Genomic DNA, 15,975 nt, shown 5'->3' with positions numbered 1-15,975 from the left:
GAACTGATGGAGAGCCAGTGACGACGAGGTATGTCGCCCCGAAGGGCGGACGCGGGACGTTCCGGCGGATCGCCGACGCGGTCAAGGCCGCGAGCCCCGGGGATGCGGTCGTGGTCTCGGCGGGCACGTACCAGGAGCAGTTGGTGCTCGACCGCTCGGTGGTGATCGTCGCCGAGCAGGGTCAGGGCAGTGTCGAGCTGGTCGGTATCAAGGGCAGCGGCCAGCCGACGATCGTGGTCGAGGGTCTCGAGTGCGCCCTGCGCGGCCTGATGGTCCGGGCCGGCGACGACTCCGACACCCCGGCCATCGGCATCTCCGGCGGCGCCGGCCTGCTGATCGAGGACTGTGTCGTCTCCGGCAGCCGGATCCATGCCCGAGGCAACGAAGCGGGTCAGGGCTCGGACCTGAGCGGGTACGGCGTGACGTCGGTGCTGGTCCGCCGGTCCAAGCTCGGCAGCGGCCGGCTGGCCGCGATGCACCTGTCCGGCCGGGTCCGGGCGCAGGTCGAGGACTCCACCATCGAGAAGATCGACGGCATCGGCGTCGTCCTGTCCGGCGGCGCGTATCTGGAGGCCACCCGGCTCCGGATGACCGACACCGTCGGCTACGGCTTCCGGCTCCGCGGCGACAGCCGAGTGAAGCTCACCGACTCCGTACTACGCCAGACGGGCATGGCCGGCCTGCTGCTCGAGGACGGCGCTACCGGCGTACTGACTGAGCTGACGATCGACAAGGCCGGGGCAGCCGCTATCCAGGCGTCCGGGTCGGCCCGGGTCGAGATGATCGACTGCCGGCTGCGGGACACCCAGGCCAGCGGTCTGGTGATTCAGGACCAGGCTCAGCTGACCGCGAAGGGCTGTGCCGTCTCCGACTCGGGGGCCAACGGCCTGCTGCTCTCGGACGGCGCTCAGGCGACTCTGATCGACTGCCGGGTGGACCGGTCGAAGTTCAGCGCCTTCCACCTGACCGGGTCGGCGAGCGTCGTACTGACCGACTGCCTGATCCGGGGTGGCGCCGAGCACGGTATCCACGCGACCGGCGCCTCGCGGGTCGAGATCGACGCCTGCGGGATCACCGACATCGGCCTGACCTCGCTCTCGGTGGTGGACGAGGCGACGCTCAAGGCGGAGGACTGCCGGATCACCGGCGGGACGATCGGCGTCCACCTGGAGTCGACGGCCGCGGCCAGCCTGGAGACGTGCTCGGTGGCCGGGACGTCGGGGACCGGGGTGGAGCTGTCCGGGTCGGGGTTCGTCGAGCTGAACGCAGTACGGGTCAGTAAGACGAAGGCGGCCGGGATCGTGATCGGGACCGGCGCGAGTGCCGAGATCACCGGCAGCACGATCGAGAGGTGCGAAGGATCCGGGCTGGTGGTCTGGTCCGGGGTGGCGCCGATCGTGACCGGGCTGCGGGTCACCGGGGTCGCCAAGAACGGGATCTACCTTGCAGACAAGGCCGCAGGGACCTACAGCGACTGCGACGTGGTCGGCACGAAGTACCCGGCACTGCATCTGAGCAAGGCCTGTACGCCGGTACTGCGGCACGTGCGCATCCGGGACTGTGACGGGGCGGTCGGCCAGGACGACGGCGCGAAGCCGGTGTTCGAGGACTGCACTGTGGACGGCGTCCCGATGGCTCCCGTGGAGACGGCCGCGGCCGCCGCCGGGACGGGTGGTGCGGCGCCGGTGACGGTCGGTCCGGTGGGCACGCTCGAGGAGAGCATGCCGCCGGAGGACGAGAAGCTCGAGGACGTGCTGGCCGAGCTCGAGGAGCAGATCGGTCTGGGCCGGGTCAAGCGCGACGTCCAGTCGATGGTGAACCTGATGCAGGCGGTCCGGATGCGGCAGGAGGCCGGTCTGCCGGCGCCGCCGCTGAGCCGGCACCTGGTCTTCGCCGGCAACCCGGGAACGGGCAAGACGACGGTCGCGCGGCTGTACGGCCGGGTGCTGAAGGCGCTCGGCCTGTTGCGCAAGGGCCACCTGGTTGAGGTGGACCGGACCGCGCTGGTCGGCGAGTACGTCGGCCACACCGGTCCGAAGACGCAGGCCGCGGTCAACCAGGCGCTCGGCGGCGTGCTGTTCATCGACGAGGCGTACTCGCTCGCCCCGGTCGGGATCGGCAACGACTTCGGCGCCGAGGCGATCGCGACGCTGGTCAAGATGATGGAGGACCACCGCGAGGACCTGGTGGTGATCGTGGCCGGCTACGTCAACGACATGGGCCGCTTCATCGGCTCCAACCCTGGTCTGTCGTCGCGGTTCACTCGGACGCTGCTCTTCGACGACTACACCCCGGCCGAGCTGGTCGACATCTTCGAGTACCACGCCGGCGAGCACCAGTACGAGCTGTCCGCGGACGCCCGGACGGCGCTCTCGGAGATGTTCCAGGTGCTGCCGCGCGGTGAGGGCTTCGGCAACGGCCGGTCGGCCCGGCAGATCTTCCAGCAGATGACCGAGCGGCAGGCCTACCGGCTCGCCACCATCACCGCTCCGACCCCGGAGCAGCTGGTCAGCTTGGAAGCCAGCGACCTGCCGATCGACTACACCGCGAACTCCTGAGGGCTACTGCGCTACGCCGTACAGGCGGTCGCCCGCGTCGCCGAGGCCCGGGACGATGTAGCCCTTCTCGTTCAGGTGCGAGTCCATCCCGGCGATGACGAGCGTGCAGGGGACGTCCAGGTCGGCGAGCTCGCGCTCGATCCGCTCGACCCCCTCCGGCGCGGCCAGGATGCAGATCGCGGTGATGTGGTCGGCGCCGCGGTCCACCAGGAACTGGATCGCCACCGCCAGCGTGCCGCCGGTCGCCAGCATCGGGTCCAGCACGTAGCACTGCCGGCCGTGCAGGTCCTCCGGGAGGCGTTCGGCGTACGTCGAGGCGTCCAGGGTCTCCTCGTTGCGGATCATCCCCAGGAAGCCGACCTCGGCGGTCGGCAGCAGCCGGGTCATCCCCTCCAGCATGCCGAGCCCGGCCCGCAGGATCGGGACCACCAGCGGCTTGGGGGAGGTCAGCTTGATCCCCTCGGCCTCGGCGACCGGGGTGGTGACGGTGATCGGGCCGGTCCGGACGTCCCGGGTGGCTTCGTACGCGAGCAGCGTGACGAGCTCCTCGGTCAGCCGCCGGAAAGTCGGCGAATCCGTCCGCTCGTCCCGCAGCGTGGTGAGCTTGTGGGCGACGAGCGGGTGGTCCACGACGAGGATCTGCATGCGCCGAACGCTACCGTCGGCGATTCGCTACCGGAAACCGTCCGCACTTTTAGGATGGATCTGCAGTCGATTTAGGTCAGCCGGCCCCCGCCCCGGGGCGCCTCTCCGAAACCGACCCAGGACGGTGCCGCCCGTGCCCGAACACACCGGCAAGTCGCCCGAACAACTCGACCGCCTCCGCCGTCGCGCCGCCTTCCTCCGCGAACTGGAAGAAGCCCGTGCCCTCCGCGCCCGGGTGGCCCCACGCCGTACCAGGGTCCGCCGGATCCGCGCCGCCATGCGCCGCGCCACCTACCATCATTGACCGGGACCAAAAGCCGGAAAAAGCGGAAGTTGCGGCCGGAGTCTGCGACCATGCAAAGGTGTCCGAACCCACAGCTGGGCCGATCACCACCACCGACCTCGACTTCGCGCTGGCCGCCTACACCGAGGACGGGGACTGGCAGGTTGCCCCGCTGGTACTACGGGGTGAACCGGACCTGTCCGCCTTGGTCTCGGCGCTGCGGCGCTACCCCGGCGACCAGGGCGTGGTCGGGATGATCTCGGTCGACGAGGACTTCTTCATCCTGCTCCGGGTGGTCGGCGGCCGGGCCAAGCTGCTGATCTCCGACGTCACCGCCGCCACCGAGTGGCCGCTGGCCAAGCAGGTCGTCGACGAGCTCGACATCCCGCTGGTCGATGACGACGACGACCAGGTGCCGGCCGGCGACCTGGCGATCCTCGCCGACCTGGGGATGAGCGCGATGGATCTCGGCGCGCTGATCGACGACGTCGACCTGTACCCCGAGGAGATGCTCGAGGAGATCGCCGACGCGCTCGGCTTCGGCAACCAGTTCCACGAGGCGATCGAAAGCATTGGCTAACCCAGCGCACCGCGCCTACGCCCGGTTGATGGGGGTGGCGCTGGAAGAGGCCGAGCGGGCCCACGTCAGTGCCGACGTGCCGATCGGGGCGATCGTGGTGGACGCCGACGGGCAGGTGATCGGCCGCGGCCACAACGAGCGTGAGCTGACCGGGGACCCGACCGCGCACGCCGAGGTGCTGGCGATCCGGCAGGCCGCCGACCACGTCGGCGAGTGGCGGCTGACCGGCTGCACCCTGGTCGTCACGCTGGAGCCCTGCACGATGTGCGCGGGGGCGATCGTGCTGTCCCGGCTGGACCGGCTGGTGTTCGCGGCGTACGACGAAAAAGCGGGCGCGGTGGGGTCGCTGTGGGACGTCGTACGGGATCGAAGGCTGAACCATCGGCCCGAGGTGATCGGCGGCGTGATGGCCGACGAAGCGGGTGCGCGGCTACGCGATTTCTTCAATGGCCATCGGTCTTGATAGCCTTGCGGCGGTGGCGTGTCCGAGCGGCCGAAGGAGCGCGCCTCGAAAGCGCGTGAAGGGTAACCCCCTTCCGAGGGTTCAAATCCCTCCGCCACCGCCAACCACCCCCGGGTGGTAGTTACGCCGAGGACCCTGATGCTGTGTGATGCGTCAGGGTCCTCGTTTTTTCTCACTGTCTCCTTGCAACCTTTTGATTCGTTGCCGGAGGCACGACTCCACTAAGCTGCAGTCCCCGACCCGAGAGGGCCGCTGTGGACGTTTCACAACTCGACCGGATCCTGCTGGCCGGCGCCGCTGTGCTGCTGGTGGCGATCATCGCTGTCCGGTTGTCCGGCCGATTGGGCCTTCCCTCGCTGCTGATCTACCTCGCGATGGGACTGGCGCTGGGGGAGTCCGGCGCCGGGATCCAGTTCGAGGACGCCCAGATCGCGCACGCGCTCGGGTTCGCCGCGCTGGTGATCATCCTGATCGAGGGCGGTCTGACCACCCGCTGGAACGAAGTCAGACCCGTGATGCCCGTCGGGGTGGTGCTGGCGACCCTCGGCGTCACCGTCAGCGTCGGCGTAGTGGCCTGTGTGGCCCACTTCATCCTCGGCCTGGACTGGCAGATCTCCGTGCTCCTGGGCGCCGTCACCTCGCCGACAGACGCCGCAGCCGTCTTCTCCGTACTACGCCGCGTCCCTGTCCGTCCGCGGCTCCGGGGGATGCTCGAGGCCGAGTCAGGGCTCAACGACGCCCCAACGGTCCTCCTGGTGACCCTGGTGAGCACTGGGGGCCTCAAGGAGCACGGCCTGCCGTACTTCGCCGGCCTGGTCCTCTATGAGCTCGTGATCGGCGCCCTGTTCGGGTTCGTGGTCGGCTGGCTGGCGGTCGGCCTGCTCCGCCGGGTCGCGCTCGGCTCGGCCGGGCTGTACCCGCTCGCGATCGTCTCCCTCTGCTTCGTCTCGTACGCCGGTGGCACGGTCCTGCTGCACGTCTCCGGGTTCGCCGCCGTCTACGTGACCAGCCTGATCCTCGGCCGCGCCGAGCTGCCGCACCGGATCGCGACCCGGTCGTTCGTCGACGGGTTCGCCTGGCTGGCCCAGATCGGGCTGTTCGTGATGCTCGGCCTGCTCGCCTCGCCGGGCCGGATCCGGCTGAACGACGTGCTGCTCGCGCTGGTGATCGGGATCGCGGTCACCGTGGTCGGGCGGTTCGCGGCGGTGACGATCTCGGTGTCGTGGTTCCGGATCCCGTGGCGAGAACAGACCTTCATCGCCTGGGCCGGGCTGCGCGGCGCAGTACCGATCGTTCTTGCCACCATCCCGCTCGCGGAGCAGGTGCCACAGGCGGACCGGGTCTTCGACGTGGTCTTCGTGCTGGTGCTGCTCTTCACCCTGCTGCAGGGCCCGTCGCTGCCGTGGCTGGCCAAGCGGCTGGGGGTGCTCGACGACAACGCGGCGCACGAGGTCGACATCGACGTGGCGCCGCTGGAGTCGCTGGGCGCGGACATGCTGCAGGTGCTGATCCCGAGCGAGTCACGGCTGGCCGGCGTCGAGATCGGCGAGCTGCGGCTGCCGCCGGGGGTGTCGGTCTCGCTGGTGATCCGGGAGAAGAAGGCGTTCGTCCCCGAGCGCCGGACGGTACTGCGCGCCGGCGACGCCGTACTGGTGGTCGCGCCGAGCGCGCTGCGAGAGCAGACTGTTCGGCGCCTCCGGGCAGTCAGCCGGGCCGGTCGCCTGGCCGGCTGGTTCGGCGAACGCGGTCGCGAACAGCAGTAACCAGCATCAGCGGCGAGATCGCGAGTAACCAGGATCAGCGGCGAGATCGCGAGTGACCAGCACCAGCGGCGAGATCGCGACGTACGCCTCGACGGGTGCGCTCGGTGACTAGTTCGGGTTCTGACCCGACGGGATCGGCTGCGTGGGCTTGATGCTCGGCAGGCAGAGGGTGGTGTCCTTCGGCAGCGCGATCGACTGCACCGGCTTGTCCCGCAGTCCGGGGTAGCCCACGCCGACCACCAGGTCGACCGAGTGGTCGGGGCGCGAGTCGGCGACGGCCTTCAGCTTGCCCTTGACCTGACCGGCGACCAGGTTCATCTCCGGCCCGTTCGTGGTGGTGCCGCGCAGCTCGACGCCGGTCACCTTGTTGCCGTTCGGCTCGTTGGCGATCTTGCCGACGTGGAAGCCGCTCTTGGTCAGCACCTTCGAGATCGCCGACGCCGTTCCGGCCTTGGCGCCGCCGTTGTAGACGTTCACGGTGACCTGCTTGGGCGTCAGCCGGTCGTTCGCCATCTTGGCGTCGACGCAGCTCGGCCCGGCGTTGCTCTCGGTCAGCGACTCCCAGCCCCACCACGCGCCGCCCACCAGGACCGCCAGCAGCGTCACCATCGTGATGGGCGTCCGCCAGTGAATGCGCGAGTGCGGTCGCGGCTGTACCTGGAGTGCGCTCATCTGACAGTCCCCCGACTCATCTTCTAATCCACGACCAGGACCCGGGCGTGCAGAACCAGACGCTGCTGCAGGGCCGCGCGCAGGGCGCGGTGCAGACCGTCCTCCAAGTACATCTCGCCCTTGAACTCGACCACATGGGCGAACAGGTCGCCGTAGAAGGTCGAGTCCTCGTCGAGCAGCGCGTTCAGGTCCAGAGTGCCCTTGGTCGTCACGAGCTGGTCGAGCCGCACCTGCCTCGGTGGCAGCACAGACCAGTCCTTCGGCTTGTACCCGTGGTCCGGGTAAGGCCGTTCCTCGCCGACGCGCTTGAAGATCACCCCCCGGAGTCTAGCGGTGCTTGAGGGTCGGTGAGTGGTCAGGAATGTCACCGGAAAAATACCCGCCGAGCCCTCAACCTTCGGGGGTGGTTGGGCGTCTCATGGGGATAAGGACCAAGAGGGGGAGAAAAATGAGGACTTTGACCCGAGTAGGCGCCGGACTGGCCACCTTGGTGGTGGCTGTCGCCGGCACCACGATTCCGGCCGACGCGCTGACCGTGACCCAGACCAGGACGGCCCAGACCCGGCTGACCAAGCTCGGCTGTACGCCGGGCCCGGTGGACGGCAAGTTCGGCGCGATGAGCCAGGCGGCGACCGTCCGGTTCCAGTCGGCCAACAAGCTGAGCCAGACCGGATCGCTGAACAGTACGACGTACGCCCGGCTGATCGCAGCGACCGCCAAGCGCTGCGACGTCCGCGCCGTACCGGCCGGCACCGGGGCGGGCCGCCGGATCGTGATCAGCCAGGGCCAGAACTGGGTCTGGCTGGTCGATGCCAAGGGCAAGGTGGTGCGGCAGGGCGGCATCATCGACAACCCGGCCTACCTGAAGCCGGGGACCTACACCAGCGGCGTCAAGTGCGGGCGGGCGGCCCGGATCAAGAAGAACACCGACGGCGCCAGCCTCTACCTGAACAACTTCGTCCGGTTCGCGCCGTGCGGGATCGGCTTCCACCAGATCCCGACGTACAAGAAGAACGGCGCCCAGATCCACGCGGACTGGCTGCTCGGTACCAACTCGAAGGCGTCGCACGGCTGTATCCGGGTCTCGGCCGCGATGTCGGCCACGATCTGGTCGTTCGCGGCGACTTCCGTCAGGGTCGTCGTCATCCGCTGAGAACACCACTAGCATCTCGAACGCACGGGGAGAGTTCCCTTCGTTCGTTCGAGAGGCACGTTGAGATGGCCGAGACAGCCGACGTCGTGGAGACCGTCAAGCAGGGGTACGCGTTCGAGGGGCCGGCGATCGAGCTGGGCGCACTCCTGGTTGACGGTACGCCGAGCCCCGAGGCGGCGGTCCGGATCCCGCTCTCGATGGTGAACCGGCACGGCCTGGTCGCGGGTGCCACCGGTACGGGTAAGACCAAGACCCTGCAGCTGATGGCCGAGCAGCTGTCAGCCGCAGGCGTCGCGGTCTTCGCGGCCGACATCAAGGGCGACCTGTCCGGTGTCTCGCAGCCGGGTGTGTCGAGCGAGAAGCTGCTGGCGCGGACCAAGACCATCGGCCAGGAATGGACCGGGACGGGCTTCCCGACCGAGTTCTACGCGCTCGGCGGGCAGGGCACCGGGGTGCCGATCCGGGCCACCATCACGTCGTTCGGACCGGTGCTGCTGTCCAAGGTGCTCGGCCTGAACGACGTCCAGGAGTCGTCGCTGGGGCTGATCTTCCACTACGCCGACAAGCAGGGCCTGACGCTGCTGGACATCAAGGACCTGCGCGCGGTCATCACGCACCTGACCAGCGACGACGGCAAGGGCGACCTGAAGGAGCTCGGCGGGCTGTCCGCGGCGACCGCCGGCGTCATCCTTCGGGCGCTGATCGGCTTCTCCGACCAGGGCGCCGAGGCGTTCTTCGGCGAGCCCGAGTTCGACACCGCCGACCTGCTGCAGCAGCGCGACGGCAAGGGCGTCATCTCGCTGCTCGAGCTGCCGAACCTGCAGGACCGGCCGGCCCTGTTCTCCACCTTCCTGATGTGGCTGCTGGCCGACCTGTTCCACGACCTGCCCGAGGTCGGCGACGTGGACAAGCCGAAGCTGGTCTTCTTCTTCGACGAGGCGCACCTGCTGTTCGCCGACGCGTCGAAGGCGTTCCTGAGCTCGATCGCGCAGACCGTCCGGCTGATCCGCTCGAAGGGGGTCGGCGTCTTCTTCGTCACCCAGACGCCAAAGGACGTGCCGGACGACGTGCTGGCGCAGCTCGGGTCGCGGGTCCAGCACCAGCTGCGCGCGCACACCCCGAACGACGCGAAGGCGCTGAAGGCGACCGTCTCGACCTTCCCGAACTCGTCGTACGACCTGGGCGAGGTGCTCACCCAGCTCGGCATCGGCGAGGCGATCGTGACGGTGATGAACGAGAAGGGCGCCCCGACGCCGGTCGCCTGGACCCGGTTGCGCGCGCCGCAGTCGCTGATGGCTCCGGCCACGGCGGAGCAGCTGACGGCCGCGGTCCAGGGGTCGGCGGGCAACGCGAAGTACACCGAAGTGATCGACCGCGAATCGGCGTACGAGAAGCTGGCCGCGCGGGTCCAGGCCGGCGCGGAGCAGGCCGAGGCGGAGGCGCAGAACAAGCCGGCCCCGCAGCCCAAGGCCGCGCCGTCGCCGCGGGCCCAGAAAGCGGAGAAGTCGATGGTCGAGCAGGTCGTCGGCTCGTCCGCCTTCAAGCAGTTCGCGCGCACCGCGGGCCGGGAGATCATCCGCGGACTGTTCGGCGCGGCCCGCCGGAAGCGTTAAGTTTTTCGGTTCACTTCCCGGCGGGACTTTGCGAGTCCCGCCGGTCCGTATTCGACCCTGATCGAATAGTCACCGTGCGTACGGCGATCACTGATCCTTGATCAAACGGTTGACACAGCAGCGGCTGGTTTTCGTTTCCAACTGGTTATCCACAGCGCGCCGTCGCGGATTGGGACCGAACCCTCACACGTCGTACGGTGGGAGGTAATGGTTGCTCAGAGTAGGCGAGCAGTACGGTCCTGGGCGCTGTGGACGCTGTCGGTCCCGGCGCTCGGAGTGGTCGTGCTCGTCGACCTGGCAGCGATCGCGTACGGCGCCCAGGCGTTCTCGGAGCTGCCGTCGTGGCGCGGGCTGACGGTCGTGGTGGCACTGACCGCGTCGGCGCTGATCTCGGTCGAGGGCGCCCGCCGGGTGGAGAGCCGCCGGCGACGCGGCGGTCCGCTGCACAAGGATCTCGCCCCGGCGTGGATGATCGCGGCCGCGCTGGTGCTGCATCCGGCGCTGGCGATCCTGGTCGCGGTGCTGCTGCGGATCTGGTGGCGGATCCGGGCAGGCAAGTGCATCCCGTACCGCTGGGCCTTCTCGACCGCTGTCTGCGTGATCGCGATCGGGGCCGCGCACGCGGTCTACCAATCGGCTCTGGCGATGACTGGGGGAAGCGACCTCGGCTTGGTCGTCGCGATGGTCGGCGGCGCGCTCGCTTATCTGGCGACCGACACACTGCTCTGCGGGCTGGCGATCTCGCTGATCGTGCCGGGCAGCAGCCGGCAGGACACGGTCGGCGACAAGGACGACCTGTGCGTCGACGCGACGGCCGGCACCCTCGGGTGTCTGCTGGCCGCGGCGACGCTGGTCAGCCCGTGGTTCGCGTTCGTGGCGATCCCCATCACCCTGACCGCGCAACGCGCGTTGCTGCTCGGCCAACTGGAAACCGAGGCGCACACCGATCCGAAGACCAGCCTGGGCCGGGTCGACTGGTGGCGCCGGCGGACCGAGGAGATACTCCGCGCGTCTCGCAGCCAGCGCGAGCCGATGGCCGTGCTGCTGATCGACATCGACCACTTCAAGCAGGTCAACGACCGGCACGGACACCTGGTCGGCGACGAGGCGCTGCGCGCGGTCGCCACGATTCTGCGCTCGGCGATCCGGACCAAGGACGTGATCGGCCGGTTCGGTGGCGAGGAGTTCGTCATCGCGCTGCCCGACACCGGTCTGGACGACGCCACCGTGACGGCCGATCGGCTCCGGACGGCTGTCGCCGCCAGCCCGCTGGCCGCGATGTGCGCCGGCGTACTGGACGACCCGGACCTCGATCCGGACACCTTCCGTCTCACCGTCTCCATCGGGGTCGCCGTCTACCCCGCCGACGGCAGCACGGTCGACGACCTGCTGCTGCGCGCCGATCGAGCCATGTACGCCGCCAAGGACGCCGGCCGCGACCGGGTCCGGCTGGCCGCTGATCTCCACGTGCGCCCGCGCGAGGCGACGCCTTCTGCAACAGCGCTCCCGCGCCCGACTCCGGCGGATCTCCAACACCGCTGAATCTCCAGCCGGAAAGTTTGCCGGGACGCAGAACCTTTCCCGGGCGGGTCGCGTCCTTGCTGGTGAGAGGCGACGGTCAGGGACGGAGAGTGGATGCAGCGGGCGGTCAGCCGCGATGACGACTTCACGGCCTTCGTGCTCGCCAGATCCGCGCAGTTGGTGCACTTCGCGCGGATGCTGTGCGGTGACGCGGGGCTGGCGGAGGATCTGGTGCAGACAGCGCTGGAGAAGTCCTACCTGCGCTGGGACCGGATCGAGCTCGGCGACCCCTTCGCCTACGTCCGGCAGGCGGTGGTCAACCAGCATCTGTCCTGGGTCCGCCGACGGTTGTGGCGGGAGCGGCCGCGGGGCAGTGCGGCCGAGCTCGACGAGCAGGTCGGGTTCTCGCCGGCCGGGCGGACCGCGGCGGACGCCAGTGTGGGAATCGAGAGCCGAACCGCGATCGCCGAAGCTTTGGCGACGCTGACCAGAAGGGAACGGGCCGTGGTGGTGCTGCGCTACGTCGAAGATCTGTCCGAGGCGCAGACCGCGGCCACCCTCGGCGTCGCGGTGGGCACGGTGAAGAGCGCGAACGCGCGAGCCCTCAAGAAGCTGCGGGCCGCGCCCGAGCTGAGCAGCAGCTACGCGGGGGAGCCGTCGTGAACGGCGACGAGCTGAGGGAAGCGCTGCGGCCGGCGGGTGACATCAGCCCGCTCGACCCGGCCAAGGTGATCGCTGGGGCGCATCGGCGGCGACGGCGAGGTATCGCGGCTGTTGGGGCGTCGGCGGGCGCAGTACTGGCTGTGGTTGCTGTTGGTGTGGTGGTGGGGATTCAGTCGAGTGGTGGTCCGGTGATCGAGCAGCCGGCGGCGCCTTCGACCAGTACTCCGGCTCCGAGCGCGCCGTCTCCGACTGCTCCGGCTACTCCGTCTTCTCCGGTGCCGAGTACGCCGGTTTCGCCGCCCGTGCCTCCGGTCAGGACGCCACCGCCGGTGCCTTCGGCCAACACTCCGCAGCCGGGCGGCGAGACTCCGACCGGTACGCCGGTGCCGCCTGGCAAGCACACGGTCGAGCCGCCGTCCGCGACTCCCTCCAAGGGGTAGCCGGCAGAACCTTTTCGGCTGGGGTCGCGTCCTTGAGCCCGACAGCACGAAAAACTTGCGGAGGGCAACAAATGACGAAGACCCTGATCAAGCGGCTGGCAGTGGCCGGTGTGGTGGTTGCGGCGCTGACCGGCGGAGCGGTGGCCGCCTCGGCCGCTGGGCTCGGTGGCCCGCCGAAGCCAAGCCCGGTGGGGATCGAGAACGCACCGACGCCGTCGCCGGACGAGGTCGCGAACGTGGCGACGCCGTCCCCGGCCGGGATCGAGAACGCGCCGACTCCCGGGCCGGCGACTCCGAGCGACCTCAGGAACGCGCCGACGCCGCCGCCGACTCCGGACGGCAGCAAGAACGTGCCGAGTGTGTCCCCGCCGCCGGCGACCCCGAGCAGCATCGAGAACGCACCCACTCCGTCGCCGGTGAGAGGTGTGAAACCGCCGACTGCAACGCCTTCCCAGCCCGCCACCCCGTCACGTGGGACCGGGGTTGAGCCGCCGAGGGCAACGCCGTCCTATGCGCCCACCCCCAGGGCTGTGAAGCCGCCGACCGTGTCACCAGGGAAGTAGACGCCAGCCGCCCGAAGGACCGGAGTACGGGTACTCCGGTCCGTCGGGTGCTTGCTGTCAGCAGGCGCCGAAGCTGCCCGCCTTGATCCACGCCTTCGAGACGTACATCCCCGCGTGCACCCGCAGCCAGATGTTCGTCGTGCCCTGCGATCCGGTGATGCTCTGGCCGGTGGTCTGGCACTCGACCGTCACCTGAGCCGCCTTGCCGGCCATCCCGACCACCGCGCCGCTGGAGCTCGCCGAGCTGCGCAGGTTGAGATAGCCCGAGGTGATCGTGACCGTGCCGCGGCCGCCGTCACCCGTCCACAGGTAGGTCGCGTCCACCCACGAGTTGTCCGTGAGCTTCAACGCGTCCCAGAAGACGCCGTCCGCCAGGTCGATCCCGGCCGGGTTGGCGACCTTGCGGCCGAACTGGTCCTTCCCGCCGTTGTAGTTGTTCTGGTACGCCGCCTGCGACTCCGGCCTGCCTTGCGCGAGGTCCTTCCACATTTCGCGCGTCGCGCTCGGGTTCCAGTAGTCGTCCTTGGTGTTCCACGGGCCGACATCCCAGACCGGCTCGAACGCGCACCGGCTCGCAGTGCACACCTTGACCGAGTAGTTGCCCGAGCCGTTGTTCGCCAGTCCTCGCCGCGATGGCAGCGCGACGAAGTGGTCCCGGCTCGTGATGACGTGCCCGTTGGCCGTCGTACCGCCGACCAGACCTTCGCGGGTCGCGAAGACGCGTGACTTCAGCGGAGCGGCCTGGATCGCCCTGCTGCCCGTGGCGGCCTTGTCCGTGGCCTGCACCCGGACGTCGCTGATCCACGGACTGCCGCCCTGCGGCGGCGCGATCACGATGATCCGGAGCTGGACCTGGTCGCTGGCGGCTGGCAGCGCGGTCGGCTGACCAGCCTTGGCCGTGGTCCACTCCGACCACCTGTCCTTGACCAGAGCCCGTACGTCGACCTCAGCCGTCGACAGGTCCGGCGTACCGGCGGTGTAGTCGACGACGACGGCGGAGGTGGCCGCGGGGAAGCGAATCGGTGCGAGGTTGGCGATGCCGGAGCGTTGCCGTACTTCGGCCGACCCGAGCGAGGCGGGAGCGTCGCCGAGGATGATGCGCTGCCCGTCGAGGCGAACGTTGGTGGATCCGTCCACAGGCTGAGCAGCCACGTTGACGGGGTCGGTGGGGCTTGCTGAGCTGGGTCCGGCCGCGAGCGCGAGCGGAGTGAGGGCGACCGCGGCGGTCAGACAGACCGCTGCTCGCACCTTGGTGGAGAGACGCATGACAGATATACCTCCGGGGCGGTGAGGTCACCGGGTTGCTGCCCGGTGCGCCCAATGTGACAAACAAACCGGTCTCTGTGTATAGCGCGTGAATAAATTTCTTCCAGTTATTTGGTGACGGAACAGAACCTATGCGGTGACCCACGGGGTTTGGACGGGTGTGACAGAGGCGAAGGAGAATCGATGACCCGCTCCGCGGACGCCGACTTCGAGCGGTTCGTGCAGGCCCAGTCGACCCGGTTGCTCCGCTTCGCGGAGATGCTGTGCGGGGATCGGCACACGGCCGAGGATCTCGTCCAGCAGGCGCTGATGCGGTCCTATCCGAAGTGGCACCGGCTCGAGGCTGATCCGCTGCGCTACGTCCGCCGGGTGCTGGTGAACCGGTTCCTGTCCGCCTCCCGCCGGCAGTGGTCCAACGAAGTACCGAGTGATCCGGTGGACAACGACTGGGACCACCGTGAGGTCGCCGACTTCTCCGCGGAGGTCCAGACCAGGGAAGCGGTCCTGGCGGCCCTGGCCCGGCTGACCGTCAAGGAGCGAGCAGTGGTCGCGCTGCGCTACTCGCAGGACCTCTCCGAGGTCGAGACCGCCGAGTTGCTCGGGATGGCCCTCGGGACCGTCAAGAGCACCGCGTCGCGGGCTCTGGCCAAACTGCGGCTGGCACCCGACCTGATCGACACCACTGTTGGAGGAAGAGCATGACCGACGACCAGCGGGTGCGCAGCGCGCTCGAGTACGACCTGGAGCCCTGGCAGCCCGACCCGGCCGACCTGATGCGTCGCGGCCGTCGCCTTGCTTGGCTCCGCCGAGGACTGGCCGCGGCGGGCGTGACTGCCCTCGCCGGCACTGTCGCAACAGTGTCCGCCGCGGTCGGGGGACCTACCGACGTCCGGAACCTGCTCGCTGGCGACAGCAAGCCGCCGGTCGCGGTCCCCGTCGCTACACCGTCGGTCGACCCGACGTGCCTGCCGAAGGTGCCGGCACCGGGGAAGCCGAGTTTGCCTTCGGTACCGACTGCTAAGCCTTCGCTGCCGGGGCAGCCGTCGTTACCGGGCAAGCCGTCCCTGCCAGGTCAGCCGTCCGTGCCTGGGCAGCCGTCCCTGCCGGGTCAGCCGTCGCATCCGGGGAAGCCGTCGCTTCCGCCGGTGCCGACCGTGAAGCCTTCGACGCCTGGGAATCCGGGCCTCCCGGGTAAGCCGGGTCTGCCGTCTGCGCCGACCGGCAAGCCGTCGCTGCCGGGCAAGCCGTCGGTACCGACTACTAAGCCGTCATTCCCCGGCAAGCCTGGCCAGCCCGGTACGCCAAGCCTGCCGCCAGTGCGGACCACCAAGCCGTCCCTGCCCGGCAAGCCGTCGCACCCGCCAGTACCGACGCCGTCGCTCCCCAACCTGCCGAAGCCCCCGACCGGTACGCCGTCACTGCCGACCCTGCCCCCGGTACCGACGGCCAAGCCGTCCCTACCCGGCAAGCCCTCGGTGCCGACCCCGACGCTCCCGCCCTGCGTCCACGTCCCGGTCCCGACCGCCAAGCCGTCCCTGCCCGGCAAGCCAACCCTCCCGCCGGTACCGACAGCCAAGCCGTCGCTCCCGAGCAAGCCAAGCAAGCCCACTCTGCCGACCGCCCCGCCGATCCCCACCGCGAAGCCGTCGCTCCCGGGCAAGCCGACCCTCCCGCCCTTCCCGACCACCAAGCCCAGCTTCCCCAAGCCACCGAAGCCGTCGTGGCCCACCACGACCCCGACCTGGCCGCACCCCTCGTTGCCCACCGGTACCCCCTCCTTCCACCGGTAGGC

The 15,975-nt window shown here is 69.5% G+C and carries 17 protein-coding genes and 1 tRNA gene; 14 read left to right on the top strand and 4 right to left on the bottom strand.

Features of this window, described 5'->3' with window-relative positions:
* The first annotated feature begins 17 nt into the window (after positions 1-17).
* Positions 18-2,558: a right-handed parallel beta-helix repeat-containing protein gene (locus AB0P21_RS30325; protein WP_363700757.1), complete on the top strand. Its 2,541-nt coding sequence runs from the start codon at positions 18-20 to the stop codon at positions 2,556-2,558.
* 3 nt (positions 2,559-2,561) lie between these two features.
* Here AB0P21_RS30325 and upp read toward each other — a convergent pair whose 3' ends face one another.
* Positions 2,562-3,203, bottom strand: coding sequence for a uracil phosphoribosyltransferase (upp, locus tag AB0P21_RS30320; RefSeq protein ID WP_363700755.1), 642 nt, complete (start codon positions 3,201-3,203; stop codon positions 2,562-2,564).
* 133 nt (positions 3,204-3,336) lie between these two features.
* On the opposite strand from upp, the gene AB0P21_RS30315 reads away from it, so the two are divergent.
* From AB0P21_RS30315 to AB0P21_RS30295, 5 genes are all read left to right on the top strand, one after another.
* Positions 3,337-3,507: a hypothetical protein gene (locus tag AB0P21_RS30315; RefSeq protein WP_363700753.1), complete on the top strand. Its 171-nt coding sequence runs from the start codon at positions 3,337-3,339 to the stop codon at positions 3,505-3,507.
* Between the two features lie 58 nt (positions 3,508-3,565).
* Positions 3,566-4,066, top strand: a complete 501-nt coding sequence (locus AB0P21_RS30310; RefSeq protein WP_363700751.1) for a tRNA adenosine deaminase-associated protein — start codon at positions 3,566-3,568, stop codon at positions 4,064-4,066.
* Between the two features lie 28 nt (positions 4,067-4,094).
* Positions 4,095-4,529: a tRNA adenosine(34) deaminase TadA gene (gene tadA, locus AB0P21_RS30305; RefSeq protein ID WP_363701269.1), complete on the top strand. Its 435-nt coding sequence runs from the start codon at positions 4,095-4,097 to the stop codon at positions 4,527-4,529.
* A 12-nt stretch (positions 4,530-4,541) separates the two neighbouring features.
* Positions 4,542-4,632 (top strand) — tRNA-Ser (locus tag AB0P21_RS30300).
* A gap of 151 nt (positions 4,633-4,783) precedes the next feature.
* A complete protein-coding gene (locus AB0P21_RS30295; protein WP_363700749.1) occupies positions 4,784-6,292 on the top strand; it encodes a potassium/proton antiporter in 1,509 nt (502 codons plus the stop codon).
* 108 nt (positions 6,293-6,400) lie between these two features.
* On the opposite strand, the gene AB0P21_RS30290 is transcribed toward AB0P21_RS30295, so the two are convergent.
* Together AB0P21_RS30290 and AB0P21_RS30285 are read right to left on the bottom strand one after the other, a co-directional pair.
* Entirely contained in the window at positions 6,401-6,964 is a 564-nt protein-coding gene (locus tag AB0P21_RS30290; RefSeq protein WP_363700748.1) for a LytR C-terminal domain-containing protein, read from the bottom strand.
* A gap of 23 nt (positions 6,965-6,987) precedes the next feature.
* Positions 6,988-7,281 carry a type II toxin-antitoxin system VapB family antitoxin gene (locus AB0P21_RS30285; protein WP_020388608.1) on the bottom strand — a complete coding sequence of 98 codons (294 nt, stop codon included), beginning with the start codon at positions 7,279-7,281 and terminating at the stop codon, positions 6,988-6,990.
* 131 nt (positions 7,282-7,412) lie between these two features.
* Here AB0P21_RS30285 and AB0P21_RS30280 point away from each other — a divergent pair, with 131 nt between their 5' ends.
* The 6 genes from AB0P21_RS30280 to AB0P21_RS30255 all read left to right on the top strand — a co-directional run bounded on the left by AB0P21_RS30280 (position 7,413) and on the right by AB0P21_RS30255 (position 12,917).
* A complete protein-coding gene (locus AB0P21_RS30280) occupies positions 7,413-8,117 on the top strand; it encodes a L,D-transpeptidase family protein (RefSeq protein ID WP_363700745.1) in 705 nt (234 codons plus the stop codon).
* A 65-nt stretch (positions 8,118-8,182) separates the two neighbouring features.
* Positions 8,183-9,730, top strand: coding sequence for a helicase HerA-like domain-containing protein (locus AB0P21_RS30275; RefSeq protein ID WP_363700743.1), 1,548 nt, complete (start codon positions 8,183-8,185; stop codon positions 9,728-9,730).
* A gap of 207 nt (positions 9,731-9,937) precedes the next feature.
* Positions 9,938-11,272 (top strand): GGDEF domain-containing protein, encoded by a 1,335-nt coding sequence (locus tag AB0P21_RS30270; RefSeq protein ID WP_363700742.1) that lies wholly within the window; start codon positions 9,938-9,940, stop codon positions 11,270-11,272.
* Positions 11,273-11,365: 93 nt separating this feature from the next.
* Complete coding sequence (locus AB0P21_RS30265; protein ID WP_363700740.1) at positions 11,366-11,914, top strand: SigE family RNA polymerase sigma factor; 549 nt, start codon at positions 11,366-11,368, stop codon at positions 11,912-11,914.
* Positions 11,911-12,354 (top strand): hypothetical protein, encoded by a 444-nt coding sequence (locus tag AB0P21_RS30260; RefSeq protein WP_363700738.1) that lies wholly within the window; start codon positions 11,911-11,913, stop codon positions 12,352-12,354. The genes AB0P21_RS30265 and AB0P21_RS30260 overlap by 4 nt, the downstream gene beginning before the upstream one ends.
* Before the next feature lie 71 nt (positions 12,355-12,425).
* Complete coding sequence (locus AB0P21_RS30255; protein ID WP_363700736.1) at positions 12,426-12,917, top strand: hypothetical protein; 492 nt, start codon at positions 12,426-12,428, stop codon at positions 12,915-12,917.
* Positions 12,918-12,974: 57 nt separating this feature from the next.
* Here the strand turns inward: AB0P21_RS30255 and AB0P21_RS30250 are convergent, their stop codons facing one another.
* Positions 12,975-14,183: a hypothetical protein gene (locus AB0P21_RS30250; protein WP_363700734.1), complete on the bottom strand. Its 1,209-nt coding sequence runs from the start codon at positions 14,181-14,183 to the stop codon at positions 12,975-12,977.
* 183 nt (positions 14,184-14,366) lie between these two features.
* On the opposite strand from AB0P21_RS30250, the gene AB0P21_RS30245 reads away from it, so the two are divergent.
* Positions 14,367-14,885 (top strand): SigE family RNA polymerase sigma factor, encoded by a 519-nt coding sequence (locus AB0P21_RS30245; protein ID WP_363700732.1) that lies wholly within the window; start codon positions 14,367-14,369, stop codon positions 14,883-14,885.
* The gene (locus tag AB0P21_RS30240) at positions 14,882-15,973 is read left to right on the top strand and encodes a hypothetical protein (RefSeq protein ID WP_363700730.1); all 1,092 of its coding nucleotides are present in this window, start codon (positions 14,882-14,884) and stop codon (positions 15,971-15,973) included. The genes AB0P21_RS30245 and AB0P21_RS30240 overlap by 4 nt, the downstream gene beginning before the upstream one ends.
* Positions 15,974-15,975 lie beyond the last annotated feature (2 nt).

The sequence above is a fragment of the Kribbella sp. NPDC056861 genome, from assembly GCF_040687575.1.
In the GTDB taxonomy this organism is placed as follows: domain Bacteria; phylum Actinomycetota; class Actinomycetes; order Propionibacteriales; family Kribbellaceae; genus Kribbella.
Note: the sequence above shows the minus strand (reverse complement) of the source record. Positions and strands in the feature narration are given on the sequence as shown.

What these genes read in the sequence shown, in the direction of transcription:
- upp (WP_363700755.1), bottom strand. Translation starts at nt 3,203, where the DNA reads ATGCAGATCCTCGTCGTGGACCACCCGCTCGTCGCCCACAAGCTCACC.
- tadA (WP_363701269.1), top strand. Translation starts at nt 4,095, where the DNA reads ATGGGGGTGGCGCTGGAAGAGGCCGAGCGGGCCCACGTCAGTGCCGAC.
- AB0P21_RS30290 (WP_363700748.1), bottom strand. Translation starts at nt 6,964, where the DNA reads ATGAGCGCACTCCAGGTACAGCCGCGACCGCACTCGCGCATTCACTGG.
- AB0P21_RS30280 (WP_363700745.1), top strand. Translation starts at nt 7,413, where the DNA reads ATGAGGACTTTGACCCGAGTAGGCGCCGGACTGGCCACCTTGGTGGTG.
- AB0P21_RS30275 (WP_363700743.1), top strand. Translation starts at nt 8,183, where the DNA reads ATGGCCGAGACAGCCGACGTCGTGGAGACCGTCAAGCAGGGGTACGCG.
- AB0P21_RS30270 (WP_363700742.1), top strand. Translation starts at nt 9,938, where the DNA reads ATGGTTGCTCAGAGTAGGCGAGCAGTACGGTCCTGGGCGCTGTGGACG.
- AB0P21_RS30265 (WP_363700740.1), top strand. Translation starts at nt 11,366, where the DNA reads ATGCAGCGGGCGGTCAGCCGCGATGACGACTTCACGGCCTTCGTGCTC.
- AB0P21_RS30255 (WP_363700736.1), top strand. Translation starts at nt 12,426, where the DNA reads ATGACGAAGACCCTGATCAAGCGGCTGGCAGTGGCCGGTGTGGTGGTT.
- AB0P21_RS30250 (WP_363700734.1), bottom strand. Translation starts at nt 14,183, where the DNA reads ATGCGTCTCTCCACCAAGGTGCGAGCAGCGGTCTGTCTGACCGCCGCG.
- AB0P21_RS30245 (WP_363700732.1), top strand. Translation starts at nt 14,367, where the DNA reads ATGACCCGCTCCGCGGACGCCGACTTCGAGCGGTTCGTGCAGGCCCAG.
- AB0P21_RS30240 (WP_363700730.1), top strand. Translation starts at nt 14,882, where the DNA reads ATGACCGACGACCAGCGGGTGCGCAGCGCGCTCGAGTACGACCTGGAG.